The organism is Bacillus sp. TH13 (genome assembly GCF_016651175.1).
In the GTDB taxonomy this organism is placed as follows: Bacteria; Bacillota; Bacilli; order Bacillales; family Bacillaceae_G; genus Bacillus_A; species Bacillus_A thuringiensis_S.
In genome coordinates this window covers 744,256-764,842 of sequence record NZ_JAEKEJ010000025.1, presented here as the reverse complement: position 1 = coordinate 764,842, position 20,587 = coordinate 744,256, and the positions used below count along the sequence as shown (strand labels likewise).

Genomic DNA, 20,587 nt, shown 5'->3' with positions numbered 1-20,587 from the left:
GATAATGGCAAAAGAATATGATTTAGTCATCGTTGGCGGCGGTACTGGTGGATATGTTGCTGCAATTCGTGCATCACAACTAGGGTTAAAAACTGCACTAGTCGAAAAAGAAAATCTTGGTGGTACTTGTTTACACAAAGGATGTATTCCTAGTAAAGCTCTTTTACGTAGTGCGGAAGTATATGCAACTGCTAAAAAAAGCGAAGAGTTCGGAGTTATTGCAAGCAATGTAGAACTAAACTTTGCGAAAGTACAAGAGCGTAAAGAGAAGATTGTAACGCAGCTTCATAAAGGCGTTCAACATTTAATGAAACAAGGTAAAATTGATGTGTTTGAAGGTATTGGCCGTATTCTTGGCCCGTCTATTTTCTCTCCGATGCCAGGGACAATTTCAGTTGAACTTGCAAGTGGAGAAGAGAATGAAATGTTGATTCCAAAAAATGTACTTGTTGCAACAGGTTCTCGTCCAAATTCATTGCCAGGTTTAGAATTAGACGGAGAGTACGTAATGTCTTCAGATCATGCTCTAAAAATGGAAACGCTTCCTAGTTCGATTATTATTGTTGGTGGCGGTGTAATCGGTATTGAGTGGGCATCTATGCTTGCTGACTTCGGTGTAGAAGTTACAGTATTAGAGTATGCGAAAACGATATTACCACTAGAAGATCAGGACGTTTCAAAAGAAATGCAACGTCTATTTAAGAAAAAAGGTATTAAAGTGGTAACTGGTGCAAAAGTATTACCAGAAACATTGGTAAAAGATAATGGAGTAACAATCCAAGCTGAACATAACGGTGAGAATAAAGAATTTAAAGCTGAAAAAATGCTTGTATCTGTAGGAAGACAAGCGAATACGCAAAATATTGGCTTAGAGAACACAGATATCGTTGTGGAAAAAGGATACATTCAAACAAATGAGTTTTATCAAACGAAAGAATCGCATATTTACGCAATTGGAGATGTAATCGGTGGTTTGCAACTGGCTCACGTTGCTTCTCATGAAGGGATTGCTGCAGTAGAACATATTGCAGGGAAAGAAGTTACACCAATTGATTACTCTATGGTATCAAAATGCGTATATAGCAGTCCAGAAGTTGCTTCTGTCGGTTTAACAGAACAAGAAGCGAAAGAAAAAGGCTATAAGTTAAAAGTAGGTAAGTTCTCATTCCGTGCAATCGGAAAAGCACTTGTATACGGAGAATCAGATGGTTTCGTAAAACTTGTAGTTGATGAAGAGACAAATGACATTCTTGGTGTTCATATGATTGGACCGCATGTAACAGATATGATTTCTGAAGCTGGTCTTGCAAGAGTACTTGATGCAACACCTTGGGAAGTAGCACATACAATTCATCCGCATCCATCATTATCTGAGGCGATTGGTGAAGCAGCACTTGCTGTAGATGGAAGAGCGTTACACGCATAAAAATGTGGATTTAGGAGGTTATGAAAAATGGCAGAAGTAAAAGAAAAGCGCCATGAAGAGCTTGGCTTAAGTGATGAGCAAGTATTAGAAATGTTCCGTACGATGTTACTTGCACGTAAAATCGACGAACGTATGTGGTTATTAAACCGTGCAGGTAAAATTCCATTCGTAATTTCTTGTCAAGGACAAGAGGCTGCGCAAGTTGGAGCGGCGTTCGCTCTTGATAGAGAGAAAGATTATGCATTACCATACTACCGTGATATGGGTGTTGTACTAGCATTTGGTATGACAGCTAAAGAACTTATGTTGTCTGCTTTCGCGAAAGCTGGAGATCCAAACTCTGGTGGTCGTCAAATGCCTGGTCACTTCGGTCAAAAGAAAAATCGTATTGTTACAGGTTCATCTCCAGTAACAACACAAGTACCACATGCAGTTGGTATTGCACTAGCTGGAAAAATGGAGAAGAAAGATTTAGTAACGTTCGTTACATTTGGAGAAGGTTCTTCAAACCAAGGTGACTTCCATGAAGGGGCAAACTTTGCTGGTGTACACAAACTGCCTGTTATTTTTATGTGTGAAAATAACAAATATGCAATCTCTATTCCAGTTGAAAAACAATTAGCATGTAAAAACGTATCAGATCGTGCAATTGGTTACGGTATGCCTGGATATACAATAGACGGAAATGATCCGCTTGCAGTATATAAAGCTGTAAAAGAAGCAGCAGATCGCGGCCGTCGTGGTGAAGGCCCGACTTTAATTGAAACAGTATCGTATCGTTTAACAGCACATTCTAGTGACGATGATGATCGTGTTTATCGTGATAAAGAAGAAGTAGAAGAAGCAAAGAAAAAAGATTCAATTATAACATTTGCAGCTTATTTAAAAGAAGCTGGTGTGTTAACTGAGGAATTTGAAAAACAAATGTTAGACGAAATTATGCATATCGTAAATGAAGCAACAGAATATGCAGAAAATGCTCCGTATGCAGCACCTGAAGATGCATTGAAGCACGTATACGCAGAATAGGGGGGAACGTTTCATGGCTGTAATGTCTTATATTGATGCTATTACATTAGCAATGCGCGAAGAAATGGAACGCGATGAAAAAGTATTCGTTTTAGGAGAAGATGTTGGTAAAAAAGGTGGCGTATTTAAAGCGACACACGGTTTGTATGATCAATTTGGTGAAGATCGTGCGCTTGATGCACCGCTTGCAGAATCTGCAATTGCTGGGGTAGCAATTGGTGCAGCAATGTATGGTATGCGTCCAATCGCTGAAATGCAGTTTGCTGATTTCATCATGCCAGCAGTAAACCAAATTGTTTCTGAGGCAGCAAAAATTCGTTATCGTTCTAATAATGATTGGACTTGTCCAGTTACAATCCGTGCACCATTTGGTGGGGGTGTTCACGGTGCATTGTATCATTCACAATCTGTAGAAGCGATGTTTGCAAACCAACCAGGTTTAAAAATCGTTATCCCTTCTACACCATATGATGCAAAAGGCTTATTAAAAGCAGCCATTCGTGATGAAGATCCAGTATTATTCTTCGAACATAAACGTGCATATCGTTTAATTAAAGGTGAAGTGCCGGAGGATGACTACGTATTACCAATCGGAAAAGCAGATGTAAAACGTGAAGGTGATGATATTACAGTTATCACGTACGGATTATGTGTTCATTTTGCTCTTCAAGCAGCTGAAAAGTTAGCACAAGATGGCATCTCTGCACACATTCTTGATTTACGTACTGTATATCCATTAGATAAAGAAGCAATCATTGAAGCAGCTTCTAAAACAGGTAAAGTTCTTCTTGTAACAGAAGACAATAAAGAAGGAAGCATTATGAGTGAAGTGGCAGCAATTATTGCTGAAAACTGTCTATTTGATTTAGATGCGCCAATTGCACGTCTTGCAGGTCCAGACGTTCCAGCAATGCCATATGCACCAACAATGGAAAAATTCTTTATGGTAAATCCAGATAAAGTTGAAAAAGCAATGCGTGAACTTGCGGAATTTTAATCGGGGGGACTATACATGGCTGTAGAAAATATTACAATGCCTCAGCTCGGGGAGAGCGTTACAGAGGGCACAATTAGTAAATGGCTCGTTAATGTTGGCGATCACGTAAACAAGTATGATCCGCTTGCAGAAGTAATGACTGATAAAGTAAATGCTGAAGTACCATCTTCTTTCACGGGTATTGTGAAAGAGTTAATCGCTGGTGAAGGTGATACGTTAGCTGTAGGTGAAGTAGTTTGTGTGATTCAAGTAGAAGGCGCAGATGAAGTAGCAGCAACAGCTGTTGAGGAAAAAACAAAAGAAGAACCAAAGGCAGCAGCAATTACGCCTGAAAAACCACCGAAAGTAAAACAACCAACTGATGGAAAACCACGTTTTTCACCAGCTGTGTTAAAACTTGCGGGTGAGCATAACGTTGATTTAGATCTAGTAGAAGGTACGGGAGCAAATGGCCGTATCACTCGTAAGGATATTTTAAAGCTAGTGGAATCTGGAAATATTCCGCAAGCAGGTGTGAAAAAAGAGGAAGCTGTAGCGGCAGTAGTAGAAGCTCGCCCAGAAGCACCAAAAGCAGCACCAGTAGCGCAAAAAGTAGAAGCTGCGAAACCAGTTTCTGTACCTACAATGCCTGGAGATATCGAAATTCCAGTAACAGGTGTGCGTAAAGCAATCGCAGCAAACATGTTACGTAGTAAACATGAAGCACCACATGCTTGGATGATGATTGAAGTAGATGTGACAAACCTTGTGTCATACCGTAACTCAATTAAAGGTGACTTTAAGAAGCGTGAAGGCTTTAACTTAACGTTCTTTGCTTTCTTCGTAAAAGCAGTAGCACAAGCGTTAAAAGAGTATCCTCAAATTAATTCAATGTGGGCTGGCGATAAAATTGTTCAGAAGAAAGATATTAACCTTTCTATCGCTGTTGCAACAGAGGAAGAACTATTTGTACCAGTAATTAAGCAAGCGGACGAGAAAACAATTAAAGGTATCGCTCGTGAAATTACAGAACTTGCAGGAAAAGTACGCACGAAATCGCTAAAAGCAGACGAAATGCAAGGTGGAACATTTACAATTAATAACACAGGATCATTCGGTTCTGTTCAATCTATGGGTATTATTAATTACCCACAAGCGGCTATTTTACAAGTTGAATCAATTGTAAAACGCCCAGTAATTATGGATAACGGTATGTTCGGTGCTCGTGACATGGTTAACTTATGTTTATCACTTGATCACCGCGTACTTGATGGTTTAATCTGTGGTAAGTTCTTAGGACGTGTTAAAGAAATTTTAGAAAACATGTCAGAAAACAATACATCTGTATATTAATAAAAAGCTCGCTTATGCGAGCTTTTTATTATCTTATTTCTTCATCTACATCCTACTATATGTATAAATACCTTTCCCAGTAATCTTACAATAAACGATTATGTATTAGGAATTTACGAAAATACATTGCTGATATATGGTATATGGATATAAAATAAGAAAAGAATAATTTTTTTGGCAAATCTTACTGATGAAACTGTAGTATAATATATTGTATTGTATGAAAAAGAGAGTTATTCTATATAAGTGTTTTATAGATAATGTGTAATCAGTCGTCAAAACATGAAGAATGTTGACTCCTGGTTTTTTATTTTGCTGTAACAATGTTTCAGGAGGATGTCATGAAAAGAAGTACCGAGTTTCTAAAAAGTTTAGATGTAAAATTAATTTTAATTTTGTGTGCACTATGTGTGACGAGTATAGCTGCTATATATAGCAGTCAGCAAACTGGCCAATATGGGGCTGAGAATTTTGCTTTGAAACAAGGGATTAACTACATAATTGGAATTGTAATGTTACTTCTTGTTGCAAGTGTTGATTCAGATCAGCTGCAAAAATTATCATGGCCATTGTATATTGCAACATTTCTGTCAATTATTCTACTAAAAATATTACCGGTTTCAACCTTTACACCGGAGATACTAGGAGCAAAAAGATGGTTTAGATTTCCACTAATTGGATCTATTCAGCCGTCAGAGTTTTTCAAAATTGCACTGGTTATGTTAGTAGCAAATTTAGCAGTAAAGCATAATGCACAGCATATGGTTCGAACATTTAAAACAGACTTAATATTAGTAGGAAAGATTATGCTAGTATCTATTCCTCCTACGGCAATTGTATATAGCCAACCGGATACAGGTATGGTGTTCTTATATGCTGCTGCTATTGCATGTATTTTATTTATGTCAGGTATTCAGAAGAAATTGATAGCAATATGCACAGTTATTCCGGTGACGATATTATCTGTGTTAATGTTTATTTACTTTAAGTATCAGGATTTTTTCTATAATAATTTAGTTACATTACTAAAACCTCACCAACAGTCACGTATTTTAGGTTGGTTAGACCCATTTGAACATACAGATCAAGGTTATCAAACACAGCAATCGATTCTAGCTGTAGGTAGTGGAGGTATGGAAGGTAAAGGATACGGTGGAGGAAGCGTCTATATCCCAGAGAAGCATACTGACTTTATTTTCGCTACAATTGCCGAAGAAGGTGGATTTATCGTAGCAGCGTTAGTTGTCTTCTTGTTCCTATTACTACTATATCGAACAATTATTATTGGTTATTCCGCTGATAATTTATTTGGTACATTATTATGCGCTGGATCGATCGGTATATTAACAGTTCAAATATTCCAAAACATCGGTATGATCGTTGGATTAATGCCTGTAAAAGGTATTGCATTACCTTTCTTATCGTATGGGGGAAGTTCCTTATTCTCGAATATGATTATGATGGGGCTCATACTATCGGTACGGAAAACTTATAAAAAATATATGTTTTCAGTTAAGTAAAAAAAGCTGGTTCGTTTTTAAACGAACCAGCTTTTTTACATATATGCTCATAAACGTTGCAAACTAAAACAGGATAGCAGTTTGAGACGGGTAAGGAGTGCAAAGTGATGCATATGCATATTTTTGAAGGAGCACGGCATCTTTCTAATAGTGAATGGGTTATTCGGGCTATTATAGCATACATATTTTTAATATTAGTTGCGAAAGCGATGGGGCAAAGGTCTATCGCACAACTTCGTTTTTTAGATGTTGTATTAGTGTTATTGCTTGGTGGGAATATTTCTAACGCATTGTCTGATGAAAAAGTAGGGTTACTGGGCTCGATGATTACAACGTTCATACTTGTTGTACTTCATATTATAAGCTCAGTTTTAATGCTGAAATGGGATAGATGGAGACGCTTTTTAGAGCCAGCACCTATCATTCTTATACATAATGGTTCCATTGATTTTAGCAATTTGAAAAAGGCGAGAATTACCGTGGAATATTTGTTTTCGGAACTTCGTATGCGAAATGTGAGCGATATTCAAACGATTAAATTAGCATTATGGGAAGCGAACGGTGTCGTTTCTATATTTCGGTATCCAGAATATGAAGCAGTTTCGCGGCTTGATCTTAAAGTGGCGGGAAAAAAATCTCCAGTTTCTTTTGTATTAGTAAAGGATGGGAGGATACAGAAAGATGTTCTTGCATTATTAGGAAAAACAGAAGCGTGGGCGAGAGAATTTCTAGAGAAGAGTACAGAAGTCGAATCTATTATGTTAGCTACAGTAGATGAATCACATAAAATAAATATTTTGTTAAAAAAATGAAAAATATACGCATTTTGTCGTTTCGAACATATGATACAATAGTGTGGACAACGAAAAAGGAGGCGATACGGTGGGATATGTAGAAGAATTACGAAAAATAGTTGGTCATCGCCCTTTAATTTTAGTTGGTGCTGTTGTACTCGTTATAAATGAAAATGGATATGTTTTATTGCAGCAGCGGACAGAGCCGTACGGAAAATGGGGGCTACCTGGCGGGCTAATGGAGCTTAGTGAATCACCAGAAGAAACAGCTTATCGTGAAGTATATGAAGAGACAGGAATAAAAGTGAAGAACTTGCGACTAATCAATGTATTTTCTGGAGCGAACTACTTTACAAAATTAGCAAACGGTGATGAATTTCAATCTGTAACAACCGCCTATTATACGGATGAATACGAAGGGGATTTTGTTATGAATAAAGAAGAAGCAGTTCAGCTTAAATTCTTTTCAGTAACAGAACTACCTGACTATATTGTAGGATCGCATAAAAAAATGATTGCTGAATATATGAAGATTATGGAAAAAAAGATATAATAATAGTGAAAGAAATACAAAAACACAGTTCTGGTTGGTAGTCCAGACGCATGATTTCATGTCAGTAACCTTCCCCTCCGGGATGTCCCGTATTTCTAATCTTTTAAAGGAGGGGCTGTCAATGGATTTGACAGTATATCACGATGGTCAGTTTTTTGTTGGAATTATTACATGCAAAGAACAAGGGAAATTGTATGGAGCGAGGTATATTTTTGGGGCGGAACCGTCAGATGAAGAAGTGCTTATGTTTGTGAATGGTTCACTTTTAGAACATTTTCAGCACTTTGCAAAATGTGGTGTAGAAGTTAAAGAAAAACAGCGACCTAAAAACATAAAGCGTATCATACGACAAGCAGCAAAAGAAACAAATATTAAACGTTTTACTAAGGCGCAAGAGGCGATTAGTTTATCTTATGAATTGCATAAACAAGAAAAGAAAGTGCAGTCTAAAGAGAAGCGAGAAGCTGAAAAAGAAAGAAGACGTTTAATTAAAGTACAAAAAGCAAAGCAAAAACATCGTGGTCATTAAAGAAAAGGTGTTAGAGCAAGAGCTCTAACACCTTTTCTATACTTAAATACAAGTAAACTTACTTGTATTTCATAAACATTAACTGGTAAGATACAAATAGGTAGTTTTAGAGGAGGGAAAAGAGTGATTAATTTTAACTTTTTTATGAATGATGTTGTCCGCCAAGCGCGTGAAGAGATTGTCTCTGCTGGATATACAGAATTGACGACGCCAGAAGCGGTAGAAGAAGCGTTTAAAAGAAATGGAACAACACTTGTAATGGTAAACTCTGTATGTGGTTGTGCAGGTGGTATTGCTCGTCCTGCTGCTGCGCATTCCGTACATTATGATAAACGTCCTAACCACCTTGTAACGGTGTTTGCAGGTCAAGATAAAGAAGCGACAGCAAGAGCGCGTGAATATTTCGAAGGGTACCCACCTTCTTCTCCATCATTTGCTTTGTTAAAAGATGGAAAAATTGTAACGATGGTAGAGCGTCATGAAATTGAAGGGCATGAACCGATGCAAGTTATTGCGAAACTACAATCGTATTTCGAAGAAAATTGTGAAGAACTATAAAAAATAAGAGAAAAGGCGGCACATCCACAATCAAGTGGATGTGCCGCCTTTTTTATTTATTATTAAAATTTATGAGATATGCATAGTTATGTTATTTTATGCATTATTTTATACATGAAAAACAGCGATTATATTGTTATTTCATTTATTTTTATTTTATATATTGCATAAAAATGAAAGTGCTGATACAATACAAACATCGAATAAATATTCTATTAAACTTTTAAATATACATTATTAGGGGGAAGAAAGATGAAGAAGTTATTATCAATATCGTTTGCACTTATTTTAATTGTAAGTATATTCAGCGCTTGTAGTAATGGGGAAGAAAAGGCTACTGGAAAAAGTGAAAAAGTACTGGTTATGGGGACTTCAGCAGATTATAAACCATATGAATACGTGGAAGCTTCAAAAAGTGATGAAATTATTGGTTTTGATGTCGATGTTGCTAAATATATCGGAAAAGAACTTGGGTATGAAGTGAAAGTGAAAGATATGGATTTTGGTGGTTTATTAGCATCTCTTAGTTCAGGAAAAGTTGATTTCGTAATGGCAGGCATGACGCCAACTGCAGAGCGTAAAAATAATGTTGATTTTACAGATATTTATTTTGTTGCGAAAAATATGGTCGTTTCTAAAAAGGATTCTAATATTAAATCTGTAGAGGACTTAAAAGGGAAAAAAGTAGGGGTACAAACAGGATCTATTCAAGAAGAGAAAGCAGCAGAATTTAAAAAACAAGTAGATTTCCAAGTTGAGGGACGTGACCGTATACCAGAAATCGTACAAGAAATTAAAGCTGGTCGTTTTGATGCTGCAATTATAGAAGACACAGTTGCTAAAAATTATTTAGAGAAAATGAAAGATTTACAAGGAATTGAAATTAAAGAGGCGCCAGAAGAAGTTGGAGCAGCAATTGCCCTTCCGAAAAACAGTGATAAAACAGCTGAATTTAATAAAGTAATTAAAAAAATGCAAGAAAATGGAGAAATGGATAAATTAGTGAAGAAATGGTTTGGCAGCGAAAAATAAGCTGCCTTTCACTTTTCTGTGAGGGGAATGAAAAGAATGAACTTAGATTTTTCGGCGATTATGCCTTCAATACCATATATACTAAAAGGTTTAGAAGTTACTTTGAAAATTGTAGCAGTATCAGCTTTAGCAGGATTTATTTTAGGAACATTATTAGCACTTTGTAAAATTGCTAGAATACGAGCGTTAAATATAGCAGCAGATTTTTATACATCAATTTTTCGTGGTACACCACTTGTATTGCAATTAATGATTATTTATTTCGGCGTCCCGCAAATAATTGGTTATGAAATACCAGCATTCTTAGCAGCTGTACTTGCATTTAGCTTGAATTCAGGTGCATACATGTCAGAAGTGATTCGTGCCGGTATTCAAGCGGTTGATAAAGGACAAACAGAAGCAGCGATGGCTTTAGGGATACCGTACGGAAAAATGATGAGAAATATTATTTTCCCTCAAGCATTAAAAAATATATTACCAGCGCTTGTGAACGAATTTGCGACACTTACGAAAGAATCAGCTGTAGTAACAGTAATAGGCGCGACTGATTTAATGCGCCGTGCTTACATCGTAGGCGGTGAGACATTTAAATATCTTGAACCATTACTTTTTGTTGGACTGATTTATTATATGTTAGTCATTATTCTTACATTAGTCGGGAAGGCAATTGAAGGGAGAATGAAGAAAAGTGATTAAAATTGAAAACCTTCATAAATCATTTGGTAATAACGAAGTATTAAAAGGAATTACAATAACGATTGAAAAAGGGGAAGTAGTTGCAATTATAGGGCCTTCTGGATCAGGAAAATCAACATTTTTACGTTGTATGAATATGTTAGAAGCACCAACGAATGGTCACATTTGGATTGGAACGGAAGAAGTAACGAATCCGAAAACGAATGTTATGCATGTTCGTGAAAATGTCGGTATGGTATTTCAGCATTTTCACTTATTTCCTCATATGACTGTATTAGAAAATATTACGTATGCTCCTATCAATGTAAAAGGGGTAACGAAGCAAGAAGCTGAAAAGAAAGCTGAGAAACTTTTAGAAAAGGTTGGATTAGTAGATAAAAAAGATACGTATCCGAATCGTCTGTCGGGAGGACAAAAGCAACGTGTAGCAATTGCAAGAGCGTTAGCGATGGAACCAGAAGTTATGTTATTTGATGAACCGACATCGGCGCTAGACCCAGAGATGGTGAAAGAAGTGTTAGAAGTTATGAAATCGTTAGTTACGACAGGAATGACGATGGCTATCGTTACACATGAAATGGGCTTTGCAAAAGAAGTGGCAGATCGTGTTCTTTTCTTGGACGGAGGAAAGCTTGTAGAAGATAGTGCGCCAGAAGAATTTTTTGCAGAGCCGAAAAGTGAACGTGCGCAACAATTTTTACAAAAAATATTGTAATATGAAAAGGTTATGTGAATAATAAGTAGAAAAGGATGACATTGTGTCATCCTTTTTTTATACTAGCTGTAAATACGTTTATACATATAGGAGTAATGATATGTTTAAAATTGGATATCGTACAGTAAAAACAGCAATAGGGACAGGCGCGGCAGTTTTTATTGCTCAGTTATTAGGATTAGAATTTTATAGTTCAGCGGGTATTTTAGTTATATTGTGTGTACAAAATACGAAACGTAAATCACTGCAAGTATCACTACATCGTTTTTTAGCTTGTGTATTATCAATGGTGTTCGCGTTTTGCATTTTTGAAACAATTGGATATACACCACTAGCAATTAGTGTATTATTACTTACATTTATTCCGACTGCAGTTATGCTCAAAATTCAAGAGGGTATTGTCACGAGCTCAGTTATTGTTATGCACCTGTATTCATTGAAACAAATTACATGGCTTATTGTTGGGAATGAAATTGCTATATTAACGATAGGGATTAGCGTGGCTCTATTAGTGAATATGTATATGCCGAGTAGTGAAAATAAGCTAAAAGAGTATCAAGATAAAATAGAAAGTAATTTTAAAACGATTTTGTTTGAAATGGTTGTATATTTACGAAATCGAGAAAGTAGTTGGAGCGGAGCAGAACTTATTGAAACTGAAAATATGCTAAATGAAGCTAGAGATTTATCGTTTAAGAAACTTGAGAATGCATTTATGCGAGAAGATGACTATTACTATCGTTATTTTAATATGCGTATGCAACAATTCGAAATTTTAGAGCGAATGATACCACTAGCAGCTTCTTTATCGTGGACATATGAACAAGCTGACATGATTGCAGATGTTGTTGAAAACATTAGTAATGCTATTAGCCCTGAGAGTACTGGCGTTATTTCCTTAAGGCAGCTTCAAGAAATGAGGGAATTATTTAGAGACATGCCATTGCCAGCTACACGCGAGGAATTTGAGATACGTGCGAAACTTGTTCAACTTGTGTATGAAATGGAACAATATTTACTCATTAAAAGCCGCTTTAAGGGAAAGGATAATATAAAAGAACTTATATAGAAGGTAGGAATTATCTATGCCGTATCTTCTCACTATCATATTATGTCTTTCTTTATCGCCGATTTGGCCTCTTGGGGATAATCCGCGTGCCGGAGATCCTTTTATTATTGTAAATAAAGCAACGAATAAATTAGCTTACATTGACGATGGAAAGATTCAAAAAGTTTTTCCAGTAGCGACAGGGAAAACGAATGAATTAACTCCAGAAGGAACTTTTGATGTTGTAATGAAAGCGAAGGATCCGTATTACATTGCGAAGAATATTCCAGGTGGATCGCCAAAAAATCCACTTGGGTCAAGGTGGATTGGATTTAATGCAAGAGGAACTGATGGAAGTAAATATGGAATACATGGAACAAATCAACCGAGTTCAATTGGAAAGTATATTTCACAAGGGTGTATAAGAATGAAGAAAAACGATGTGGAATATTTATTTGATCGCATTCCAATTGGAACGAAAGTATGGATTGTGAAATCGAAAAAATCATTTCAGCAATTGGCAAAAGAAAAAGGAGCCGTTGCATATGAAAAAGCCAACGAAAAGGTTGGCTTTTTCTATTATAATAAGTTGTCTTGACATGTGTACATAACCGTGCGTTAATGAGAGTATAGAAAGATAAAATTAGATAAAGGGGTTGCTCATATGTACTTGAATCCAAAACTTTCGTATATGCAGTTTTTTATGGGATTTCTATTTATTATTACATTCATATTGGCAACTTTTAATATATGTTCTTATCTTGTAGCGATTGTATGTATGGCATTACTTAATCTAACTTTTGTTATTGGGGCATTTCAGCAGAAACAATATACAAGTTTTGTAATAGCACTTGTAATGTCATTTTCCTTTAGTATTGTAGCGATTGTGTTTTATATAAAATAAACCATCTCGATGTCGAGATGGTTTATTTTGTCATGTGTAAAAAGTAAAAAAAGGACGAACACATCGCCCTTTTTACCAAAACATACTCGCGCCAGCAAGTAATGTTGTTACAAGCATAGAAATTAGCATCACATAAACCATAATTTTTTGAGCTTTTTTATGCATCGTTATACCTCCTTGCAAATCAGTACAATTTCATTGTAACGAGAAATGAAATTATGGACAAGGGGAGAGTGAGGACAAAATTCGGGAGGGGATTGCAAAATATAACAGGAAATTTGAGTGTGTATAGAGAATATAGTTAAAGGGTATATTGTTAATTTTTAGTTGGGCAAGCTGAAGAATGGAGATACGATGATGAAAATATACGAAACAGATCGTTTATACTTAAGGGAAATTGATGAGTCGTATGCTGAAACAGTTCTTCAATATTACGACAGAAATCGTGAATTTTTAAAAGCTTGGGAAGAGTATAGACCGGATGATTTTTTTACGCTAGATTATCAAAAGAAAAAGTTGCAAAAGGATAGAAAAGAGTTCGAAGAAGGGAAAATCATCAGACTATGGATTTTTAAAAAGGGTGATGATACGAAAATAATTGGGTGTATTTCATTTAATTTAATCGTTCGTGGCATTTATCAATCTTGTGTACTCGGTTATAAATTAGATAAAGCAGAGTTAAACAAAGGGTATACGACAGAAGCACTTAGAAAAGCAATTCAAGTTGCTTTTGAGGAATTTCAGTTACATCGTATAGAAGCTCCGATTATGCCTCGTAATTTAGCATCTATACAAGTGGTGACGAAGATAGGTTTTCAATATGAAGGCGTGTCTAGGAAGATGTTAATGGTAAATGGCGTGTGGGAGGATCATATGCGCTGGGTATTGTTAAATGAGTAATAGAAAGCAGATGGTTATCTAGACATGTAAACCATCTGTTTTTTGTCTTGTATTTCGAAAGTTTTGCGAAATTCTGTTATAATTAGTAGTGTTACATACATAATGGTAGTGCAGGAGGCGCAGTCTTATGATTAATCAAGAACGTTTAGTAAATGAATTTATGGAATTAGTACAAGTAGATTCTGAAACAAAATTTGAAGCAGAAATCTGCAAAGTATTAACGAAGAAATTTACAGATTTAGGTGTAGAAATATTTGAAGATGACACAATGGCTGTAACTGGTCATGGTGCAGGCAACTTAATTTGTACTTTACCAGCAACAAAAGATGGTGTTGATACAATTTACTTTACTTCTCATATGGATACAGTAGTTCCTGGTAATGGAATTAAGCCTTCTATTAAAGATGGATATATCGTATCAGATGGTACAACAATTTTAGGTGCGGATGATAAAGCTGGATTAGCCTCAATGTTCGAAGCAATCCGTGTTTTAAAAGAGAAAAATATCCCTCATGGTAAAATTGAATTTATTATTACAGTCGGAGAAGAATCAGGTCTTGTTGGTGCAAAAGCATTAGACCGTGAGCGTATTACAGCGAAATATGGCTACGCATTAGATAGTGATGGAAAAGTTGGTGAAATCGTTGTTGCAGCTCCAACACAAGCGAAAGTGAACGCAATTATTCGCGGGAAAACAGCTCACGCTGGTGTAGCGCCGGAGAAAGGTGTATCTGCAATTACTATCGCAGCGAAAGCAATTGCGAAGATGCCACTTGGTCGCATTGACTCTGAAACGACTGCAAATATTGGACGTTTTGAAGGTGGTACACAAACGAATATCGTTTGCGATCATGTACAAATCTTTGCAGAAGCTCGTTCTTTAATCAATGAGAAAATGGAAGCACAAGTTGCGAAAATGAAAGAAGCATTTGAAACAACTGCAAAAGAAATGGGCGGTCATGCAGACGTTGAAGTAAACGTTATGTACCCAGGATTTAAGTTTGCTGATGGCGATCACGTTGTAGAAGTTGCAAAACGTGCAGCTGAAAAAATTGGTCGTACACCTTCTCTTCACCAAAGTGGTGGCGGAAGTGATGCAAACGTAATTGCAGGACATGGTATTCCAACAGTTAACTTAGCAGTTGGTTATGAAGAAATTCATACAACAAACGAGAAGATTCCTGTTGAAGAATTAGCAAAAACAGCAGAATTAGTTGTTGCAATTATTGAAGAAGTAGCGAAGTAATGGAAAATAAAAAGCGTGTAAATCAATTGTGATTTACACGCTTTTTATTTTGATTTGATTGCTTTGACAAGACGTATAAGCCAATATAAGAAAAACTATGGAAGTTGCTACATGTACTAGACGAGGGAATAATCCTAACGTATTCATATTGAAAATCGGAAGTAGTAAATCATTAATTGCAATGATTAATATAACTACAAGGAATGTATAGTTGAGTTTGTCCCGCTATTTGCCGGGCAGTAAGCCCCCCACCTCAAAATTCAGCGAAAGTAAAGAAGTTAGGTGGGGATCGGGTTGCTTGTAAAAGTCCAATTGGTGAGGGCTAATAATCAGTGGGGGATGAACAAAACCCCCACTGATTAAAGTTTCACTTTATTAGTTGATTTCATCATAATCAGCCCCTTTCACATATATATCCTCTTTATATCGATTATAAAAAAGAACAAGTAATTATTATAACTATTGTGCAAAATTTGATATAATGAAAGAACGAACGTTCTGATTAGGGAGTGAGTACTATGCGAGAAATGTATCCGAAAAATGGTCGTGTTATTTTACATGTAGATATGAATTGCTTTTTCGCATCTGTTGAAATTGCTCATGATCCATCATTACAAGGAAAGCCATTAGCGGTTGCTGGAAATGAAAAAGAGAGAAAAGGAATTATAATAACATGTAGTTATGAGGCGAGAGAATACGGAATACGTACGACGATGCCCCTTTGGGAAGCGAAAAGATTATGCCCGCAATTAGTTGTAAGGCGTCCTAATTTCACATTATATCGCGAAGCTTCATTTCAAATGTTTCAAGTCCTTTCCCGTTTTACAGAAAAGATACAACCAGTCTCAATAGATGAAGGATATTTAGATATTACAGATTGCTATGCACTTGGTTCGCCCCTTGAAATAGCAAAGATGATACAACAAGCACTATTAACAGAGTTACAGCTTCCGTGTAGTATCGGAATCGCTCCAAATCTTTTCCTAGCAAAAACAGCTTCTGATATGAAAAAACCTCTCGGTATTACCGTGCTTCGAAAACGTGATATTCCAGAAATGATTTGGCCACTTCCAGTTGAAGCAATGCATGGGATTGGAGAAAAAACAGCTGAAAAATTAAATGAAATTCATATACATACAATTGAACAGTTAGCGAAGGGAGACGAGCATATCATTCGCGCTAAAATTGGCAAGCACGGTATTGATTTACAAAAGCGTGCAAAAGGTACGGATGATAGGGAAGTGGATCCGAGTCAAATGGGCCAACATAAAAGTGTCGGTAACTCGATGACTTTTTCAAAGGATATGGATGAAGAGAAAGAATTACTTGATATGTTAGAACGGTTATCAAAATCAGTGAGTAAAAGATTACAAAAGCGAACCCTTGTCAGCTATAATATTCAAATTATGATTAAATACCATGATAGGCGAACAGTAACACGGAGTAAGCAATTGAAAAATGCGATTTGGGAAGAACGCGATATTTTTCAAGCAGCATCCCGTTTATGGAAGCAACATTGGGATGGTGATTCCGTTCGTTTACTAGGTGTTACAGCTACTGAAATAGAGTGGAAGACAGAATCGGTGAAACAATTAGATTTGTTTTCATTTGAAGAGGATGCGAAAAAAGAACCACTACTTGCTGTCATTGATCAAATTAATGATAAGTATGGAACACCGATTTTACAACGAGGTAGTCAACTACTACGTAAGCAAGAGAAGTCGTTTCAACAAAAGTTAGAAAATAAGTTTATGTAGAAGGTGTCATGAAGTAGTAAAATCATGACACCTTTCCTATTTAACTCGCTTCTAAATCTAAAGAAGTCTTCCATCCAGCTCCAGTAACGCCAGATTCTAATAGCATTCTACTTACTATTTTTTCAATTAAGATAGCCGCATTTGTCTTGCAATGTAATGTAGCCTGTATACACACCTTTCGATTAGAATCTACGTCTTCACTATACAACTCTTTTAAACCGAGCCCTTCTGTACTTACCATATGCATAAGTAAAAAACGAATATGTGCTTCATTTTCTTCTGAACAAGTAAGGGAAAGTAAGTAGTTCGTTTGTTCTGGTGATTCTTCTTTTGATTTTTTATTCATAAAAAGAGCAATTGGGCGAAGGAGTATATTTGCTAGTAACACGCCGGCTGCACCTAATATAGCTGCAACGAGGAAACCGGCGCCTGTAAGAGTACCGACAGCAGCTGCACACCATAAAGTAGCTGCCGTATTTAGCCCTCTAATACTAAAACCATCGCGGATAATAACGCCACCCCCTAAAAAGCCAATGCCACTAACGACTTGAGCGGCAATGCGGGAGGGGCTAGCATCATGATTAAGCATGACGGATAATAAAACAAATATACAGGCACCAAGTGATACGAGAGCATTTGTCCGTAACCCAGCCATTCGATGTCTCCATTGTCTTTCCATTCCGATGCAAGCTCCTACAATAATTGCTATAACTAATCTGAATATAATGTCGTACCATACCATCATGGTCACCTCCATATATAAATATGTGTTATGTCTTTTAGAATGAGCGGGGAATACCCACTCATTCTTATTTTTACAACCAGCTATGAAACTTTTTAATATAAAGCTTTTTCAGGAACTGTGTTAAAAAAGCGTAGCCTAATAGTATTCCTACTAACCAAGGGAAGTAGCTAAGTGGCAATGATTGTAAACCAACGGCTGCACCAAGTGGTGAGAATGGAATATAAATCCCGATTGCCATAATAAGAGCGGTTAATAAAACGACTGGTGTTGATGCAGCGCTTTGAATAAATGGAATCTTCTGTGTTCGTATCATGTGAACAATTAAAGTTTGTGTTAACAATCCAACCACAAACCAACCGGACTGGAATAATGATTGCTCGCTCGGTGTATTTGCACCAAATACATTCCACATGACTACGTATGTGATAATATCAAATATGGAACTGATTGGGCCGATACAAATAATGAAGTTTCGTAAGTTTGCAGTATCCCATTTTCGGGGTTTTTCTAGAAACTCTTTATCCATTTTGTCCCATGGAATAGAAAGTTGTGAAATATCATAAAGTAAGTTTTGAATTAAAAGATGAATGGCAAGCATCGGTAAAAAAGGAATGAAAGCACTTGCTACTAACACGCTAAACACATTACCGAAGTTAGAGCTAGCTGTCATCTTAATATATTTTAAAATATTTCCGAATGTAGTACGTCCTTCTAAAATCCCCGCTTCTAATATAGTTAAACTTTTTTCGAGTAGAATAATATCAGAAGCTTCTTTCGCAATATCAGTAGCAGTATCAACAGATATTCCGACATCAGCTTCACGTAATGCTACAGCATCGTTAATGCCATCTCCCATGTAACCTACAGTGTGTCCATTTCCTTGTAATGCGTGTATAATGCGAGATTTTTGCATTGGATTAAGCTTCGCAAATACAGTCGTTTCTTCAGCAAGTTTTGCTAATGCTTTATCTGGTAAAGAATCAATCTCGTAACCGAGGATTGGTTCGCCGATATCTAATCCAACTTCTTTACAAACCTTTCTTGTAACAATTTCGTTATCGCCAGTTAAAATTTTCACTTGTACACCATGTTTTTGTAATGCTTGAATTGCAGCTGCTGCAGATGGTTTCGGTGGATCTAAAAAGCCGATATATCCAGCGAGAATCATATCTGTTTCGTCTTTTACTGCGTACTCTTTATCATTTATTCTTCTATCTTTTTTATAAGCCACAGCAATAACCCGCATACCTTCACTATTTAATGTCTCACTTAGTTTTTTGACATTTGAACGTATTTCCTCGGTGAGTGGAACGACTTTTTCATCCACTTCAGTGTAATTACAAATTGATAAAATTTCTTCTACGGCACCTTTACAAACCATTGTATGTTCACCTGAAATATCTTTTACGATGACTGACATACGCCGGCGGGCGAAATCGAATGGAATTTCATCTAGCTTTTGAAAAGCTGATGGATTAAATTTATTATTTTCCTCTGTATGCTTAATAACAGCTTTATCTATTAAATTTTTCAATCCAGTTTGATAGAAACTATTTAAATAGGCAAATTGTAAGACGCGATTGCATTTATTTCCATTAGGATCTAAGTGACGAACAAGGACAACTTTATCTTCTGTTAAAGTTCCGGTTTTATCTGTACAAATAATGTTCATAGCGCCTAAGTTTTGAATAGAATTTAGCTGTTTTACAATTACTTTTTGTTTAGACATGTTAACGGCACCTTTAGCTAGATTAGCAGTTACAATCATGGGTAACATTTCAGGTGTAAGGCCAACAGCAACGGCAATAGCGAAGAAGAAAGCTTCTTGCCAATCTCCTTTTGTGAATCCATTAATGAGAAGGACAATAGGCGCCATAATAAGCATGAATGTAATTAAGAGCCAGCTTACTTTGTTTACACCTTTATCAAAGCTTGTTTCTACACGCTTTCCAATTACCTTATTTGCTAAAGAGCCGAAATACGTATCGGTACTTATTGAGATGACAACAGCTTTTGCGCTACCACTTACAATATTTGTTCCCATGAAGCAAAGGTTTTCCATATCGAGTGGATTGTAATTTTTTTTCATGTTTTTCGGTAAGATATGCTTATTTTCTGTATGGTAGCAGCGTTCGTATTTTTCTACAGGAAGTGCTTCCCCTGTCAAAGAAGATTGATTAACAAATAAATCTTTAGCGGATACAACACGCACATCAGCTGGAACGATATCACCAGCTGAAAGGGAAATAATATCGCCAGGTACAAGTTCCTCAATTGGAATTTCTGTTGTGTAATTTCGGTTTAAATTCTTTACATTTTTTGTTTCATGTACAAATCCATTTATTCTAAATACGCTCGCAGTTGTTCGAACCATAGCTTTTAACTTATCGGCAGCTTTTTGAGAACGGAATTCTTGTGAAAACCGAATCGTTGCACTAAGTAGGACCATTACAGATACGACAATCGTTCCTTGCATATCATCCGTGAAAAAGGAGAGTGCTCCAAGAGCTAATAAAACGAAAATAAATGGGTTTTTAAATGCCAACAGAAATTGAATGTACCACGGCGCCATTTTATTATGAGCTATTTCGTTCGGACCATATAAAGAAAGTCTACGAGACGCTTCTTGTTTAGATAATCCATCTTGTGTTGTTTCTAAAAGTTTTAACGCAGAGCTTACATCTTGTGTTGCAACCTCCACTAATAATTCGTTATTTGTTTTCATGCTATCTTGCTCATAAGCATGCTTTGTTTCTTGTCTTTGTAAATTAAACATCGGTAGTTCCTCCTCTGTCATGAAGGAGGA

The 20,587-nt window shown here is 36.4% G+C and carries 21 protein-coding genes; 18 read left to right on the top strand and 3 right to left on the bottom strand.

Annotated features, from left to right (window positions below; all coding sequences use genetic code 11):
- Nucleotides 1-4: 4 nt before the first annotated feature.
- The 15 genes from lpdA to JFU02_RS12070 all read left to right on the top strand — a co-directional run bounded on the left by lpdA (nt 5) and on the right by JFU02_RS12070 (nt 13,133).
- Nucleotides 5-1,426, top strand: coding sequence for a dihydrolipoyl dehydrogenase (gene lpdA, locus JFU02_RS12140; protein ID WP_001051295.1), 1,422 nt, complete (start codon nt 5-7; stop codon nt 1,424-1,426).
- Between the two features lie 27 nt (nt 1,427-1,453).
- Nucleotides 1,454-2,455, top strand: a complete 1,002-nt coding sequence (bfmBAA, locus tag JFU02_RS12135) for a 3-methyl-2-oxobutanoate dehydrogenase subunit alpha (protein WP_000852549.1) — start codon at nt 1,454-1,456, stop codon at nt 2,453-2,455.
- A gap of 13 nt (nt 2,456-2,468) precedes the next feature.
- Nucleotides 2,469-3,452: a 3-methyl-2-oxobutanoate dehydrogenase subunit beta gene (bfmBAB, locus tag JFU02_RS12130; protein WP_000290071.1), complete on the top strand. Its 984-nt coding sequence runs from the start codon at nt 2,469-2,471 to the stop codon at nt 3,450-3,452.
- Between the two features lie 15 nt (nt 3,453-3,467).
- A complete protein-coding gene (locus tag JFU02_RS12125; protein ID WP_201071096.1) occupies nt 3,468-4,784 on the top strand; it encodes a dihydrolipoamide acetyltransferase family protein in 1,317 nt (438 codons plus the stop codon).
- Nucleotides 4,785-5,125: 341 nt separating this feature from the next.
- Nucleotides 5,126-6,304, top strand: coding sequence for an FtsW/RodA/SpoVE family cell cycle protein (locus JFU02_RS12120; RefSeq protein ID WP_000831183.1), 1,179 nt, complete (start codon nt 5,126-5,128; stop codon nt 6,302-6,304).
- A 107-nt stretch (nt 6,305-6,411) separates the two neighbouring features.
- On the top strand, nt 6,412-7,116 hold the full coding sequence (locus tag JFU02_RS12115) for a DUF421 domain-containing protein (protein WP_000550960.1): 705 nt from the start codon (nt 6,412-6,414) through the stop codon (nt 7,114-7,116).
- 70 nt (nt 7,117-7,186) lie between these two features.
- Nucleotides 7,187-7,651, top strand: a complete 465-nt coding sequence (locus JFU02_RS12110) for an NUDIX hydrolase (RefSeq protein ID WP_000542551.1) — start codon at nt 7,187-7,189, stop codon at nt 7,649-7,651.
- A gap of 121 nt (nt 7,652-7,772) precedes the next feature.
- On the top strand, nt 7,773-8,180 hold the full coding sequence (locus JFU02_RS12105) for a YjdF family protein (protein WP_000366602.1): 408 nt from the start codon (nt 7,773-7,775) through the stop codon (nt 8,178-8,180).
- 144 nt (nt 8,181-8,324) lie between these two features.
- Nucleotides 8,325-8,738 carry a BrxA/BrxB family bacilliredoxin gene (locus JFU02_RS12100; protein ID WP_001979317.1) on the top strand — a complete coding sequence of 138 codons (414 nt, stop codon included), beginning with the start codon at nt 8,325-8,327 and terminating at the stop codon, nt 8,736-8,738.
- Nucleotides 8,739-8,990: 252 nt separating this feature from the next.
- The gene (locus tag JFU02_RS12095) at nt 8,991-9,770 is read left to right on the top strand and encodes a transporter substrate-binding domain-containing protein (protein WP_000735461.1); all 780 of its coding nucleotides are present in this window, start codon (nt 8,991-8,993) and stop codon (nt 9,768-9,770) included.
- Between the two features lie 36 nt (nt 9,771-9,806).
- Nucleotides 9,807-10,466, top strand: coding sequence for an amino acid ABC transporter permease (locus JFU02_RS12090; RefSeq protein ID WP_001046910.1), 660 nt, complete (start codon nt 9,807-9,809; stop codon nt 10,464-10,466).
- Nucleotides 10,459-11,181 carry an amino acid ABC transporter ATP-binding protein gene (locus JFU02_RS12085; protein WP_000590227.1) on the top strand — a complete coding sequence of 241 codons (723 nt, stop codon included), beginning with the start codon at nt 10,459-10,461 and terminating at the stop codon, nt 11,179-11,181. The genes JFU02_RS12090 and JFU02_RS12085 overlap by 8 nt, the downstream gene beginning before the upstream one ends.
- A 100-nt stretch (nt 11,182-11,281) precedes the next feature.
- A complete protein-coding gene (locus tag JFU02_RS12080) occupies nt 11,282-12,250 on the top strand; it encodes an aromatic acid exporter family protein (protein ID WP_000472683.1) in 969 nt (322 codons plus the stop codon).
- 16 nt (nt 12,251-12,266) lie between these two features.
- Nucleotides 12,267-12,827, top strand: a complete 561-nt coding sequence (locus tag JFU02_RS12075) for a L,D-transpeptidase (protein WP_001146575.1) — start codon at nt 12,267-12,269, stop codon at nt 12,825-12,827.
- A gap of 66 nt (nt 12,828-12,893) precedes the next feature.
- Nucleotides 12,894-13,133, top strand: a complete 240-nt coding sequence (locus JFU02_RS12070; protein ID WP_000281164.1) for a DUF3894 domain-containing protein — start codon at nt 12,894-12,896, stop codon at nt 13,131-13,133.
- 72 nt (nt 13,134-13,205) lie between these two features.
- Here the strand turns inward: JFU02_RS12070 and prli42 are convergent, their stop codons facing one another.
- A complete protein-coding gene (gene prli42 / locus JFU02_RS12065) occupies nt 13,206-13,298 on the bottom strand; it encodes a stressosome-associated protein Prli42 (RefSeq protein ID WP_000549037.1) in 93 nt (30 codons plus the stop codon).
- Between the two features lie 189 nt (nt 13,299-13,487).
- Between prli42 and JFU02_RS12060 the strand changes: the two genes are divergently transcribed.
- The 3 genes from JFU02_RS12060 to JFU02_RS12050 all read left to right on the top strand — a co-directional run bounded on the left by JFU02_RS12060 (nt 13,488) and on the right by JFU02_RS12050 (nt 17,036).
- Nucleotides 13,488-14,033 carry a GNAT family N-acetyltransferase gene (locus tag JFU02_RS12060; RefSeq protein WP_061666307.1) on the top strand — a complete coding sequence of 182 codons (546 nt, stop codon included), beginning with the start codon at nt 13,488-13,490 and terminating at the stop codon, nt 14,031-14,033.
- Nucleotides 14,034-14,160: 127 nt separating this feature from the next.
- Nucleotides 14,161-15,279 (top strand): tripeptidase T, encoded by a 1,119-nt coding sequence (locus JFU02_RS12055; RefSeq protein ID WP_000609800.1) that lies wholly within the window; start codon nt 14,161-14,163, stop codon nt 15,277-15,279.
- A gap of 518 nt (nt 15,280-15,797) precedes the next feature.
- Nucleotides 15,798-17,036, top strand: a complete 1,239-nt coding sequence (locus JFU02_RS12050; RefSeq protein WP_001208856.1) for a DNA polymerase IV — start codon at nt 15,798-15,800, stop codon at nt 17,034-17,036.
- Nucleotides 17,037-17,076: 40 nt separating this feature from the next.
- Here JFU02_RS12050 and JFU02_RS12045 read toward each other — a convergent pair whose 3' ends face one another.
- On the bottom strand, nt 17,077-17,778 hold the full coding sequence (locus JFU02_RS12045; RefSeq protein WP_061666308.1) for an MgtC/SapB family protein: 702 nt from the start codon (nt 17,776-17,778) through the stop codon (nt 17,077-17,079).
- Nucleotides 17,779-17,851: 73 nt separating this feature from the next.
- On the bottom strand, nt 17,852-20,557 hold the full coding sequence (gene mgtA, locus JFU02_RS12040) for a magnesium-translocating P-type ATPase (protein ID WP_201071093.1): 2,706 nt from the start codon (nt 20,555-20,557) through the stop codon (nt 17,852-17,854).
- Nucleotides 20,558-20,587 lie beyond the last annotated feature (30 nt).

What these genes read in the sequence shown, in the direction of transcription:
- lpdA (WP_001051295.1), top strand. Translation starts at nt 5, where the DNA reads ATGGCAAAAGAATATGATTTAGTCATCGTTGGCGGCGGTACTGGTGGA.
- bfmBAA (WP_000852549.1), top strand. Translation starts at nt 1,454, where the DNA reads ATGGCAGAAGTAAAAGAAAAGCGCCATGAAGAGCTTGGCTTAAGTGAT.
- bfmBAB (WP_000290071.1), top strand. Translation starts at nt 2,469, where the DNA reads ATGGCTGTAATGTCTTATATTGATGCTATTACATTAGCAATGCGCGAA.
- JFU02_RS12125 (WP_201071096.1), top strand. Translation starts at nt 3,468, where the DNA reads ATGGCTGTAGAAAATATTACAATGCCTCAGCTCGGGGAGAGCGTTACA.
- JFU02_RS12120 (WP_000831183.1), top strand. Translation starts at nt 5,126, where the DNA reads ATGAAAAGAAGTACCGAGTTTCTAAAAAGTTTAGATGTAAAATTAATT.
- JFU02_RS12115 (WP_000550960.1), top strand. Translation starts at nt 6,412, where the DNA reads ATGCATATGCATATTTTTGAAGGAGCACGGCATCTTTCTAATAGTGAA.
- JFU02_RS12105 (WP_000366602.1), top strand. Translation starts at nt 7,773, where the DNA reads ATGGATTTGACAGTATATCACGATGGTCAGTTTTTTGTTGGAATTATT.
- JFU02_RS12100 (WP_001979317.1), top strand. Translation starts at nt 8,325, where the DNA reads ATGAATGATGTTGTCCGCCAAGCGCGTGAAGAGATTGTCTCTGCTGGA.
- JFU02_RS12095 (WP_000735461.1), top strand. Translation starts at nt 8,991, where the DNA reads ATGAAGAAGTTATTATCAATATCGTTTGCACTTATTTTAATTGTAAGT.
- JFU02_RS12090 (WP_001046910.1), top strand. Translation starts at nt 9,807, where the DNA reads ATGAACTTAGATTTTTCGGCGATTATGCCTTCAATACCATATATACTA.
- JFU02_RS12080 (WP_000472683.1), top strand. Translation starts at nt 11,282, where the DNA reads ATGTTTAAAATTGGATATCGTACAGTAAAAACAGCAATAGGGACAGGC.
- JFU02_RS12075 (WP_001146575.1), top strand. Translation starts at nt 12,267, where the DNA reads ATGCCGTATCTTCTCACTATCATATTATGTCTTTCTTTATCGCCGATT.
- JFU02_RS12070 (WP_000281164.1), top strand. Translation starts at nt 12,894, where the DNA reads ATGTACTTGAATCCAAAACTTTCGTATATGCAGTTTTTTATGGGATTT.
- prli42 (WP_000549037.1), bottom strand. Translation starts at nt 13,298, where the DNA reads ATGCATAAAAAAGCTCAAAAAATTATGGTTTATGTGATGCTAATTTCT.
- JFU02_RS12060 (WP_061666307.1), top strand. Translation starts at nt 13,488, where the DNA reads ATGATGAAAATATACGAAACAGATCGTTTATACTTAAGGGAAATTGAT.
- JFU02_RS12055 (WP_000609800.1), top strand. Translation starts at nt 14,161, where the DNA reads ATGATTAATCAAGAACGTTTAGTAAATGAATTTATGGAATTAGTACAA.
- JFU02_RS12050 (WP_001208856.1), top strand. Translation starts at nt 15,798, where the DNA reads ATGCGAGAAATGTATCCGAAAAATGGTCGTGTTATTTTACATGTAGAT.
- JFU02_RS12045 (WP_061666308.1), bottom strand. Translation starts at nt 17,778, where the DNA reads ATGGTATGGTACGACATTATATTCAGATTAGTTATAGCAATTATTGTA.
- mgtA (WP_201071093.1), bottom strand. Translation starts at nt 20,557, where the DNA reads ATGTTTAATTTACAAAGACAAGAAACAAAGCATGCTTATGAGCAAGAT.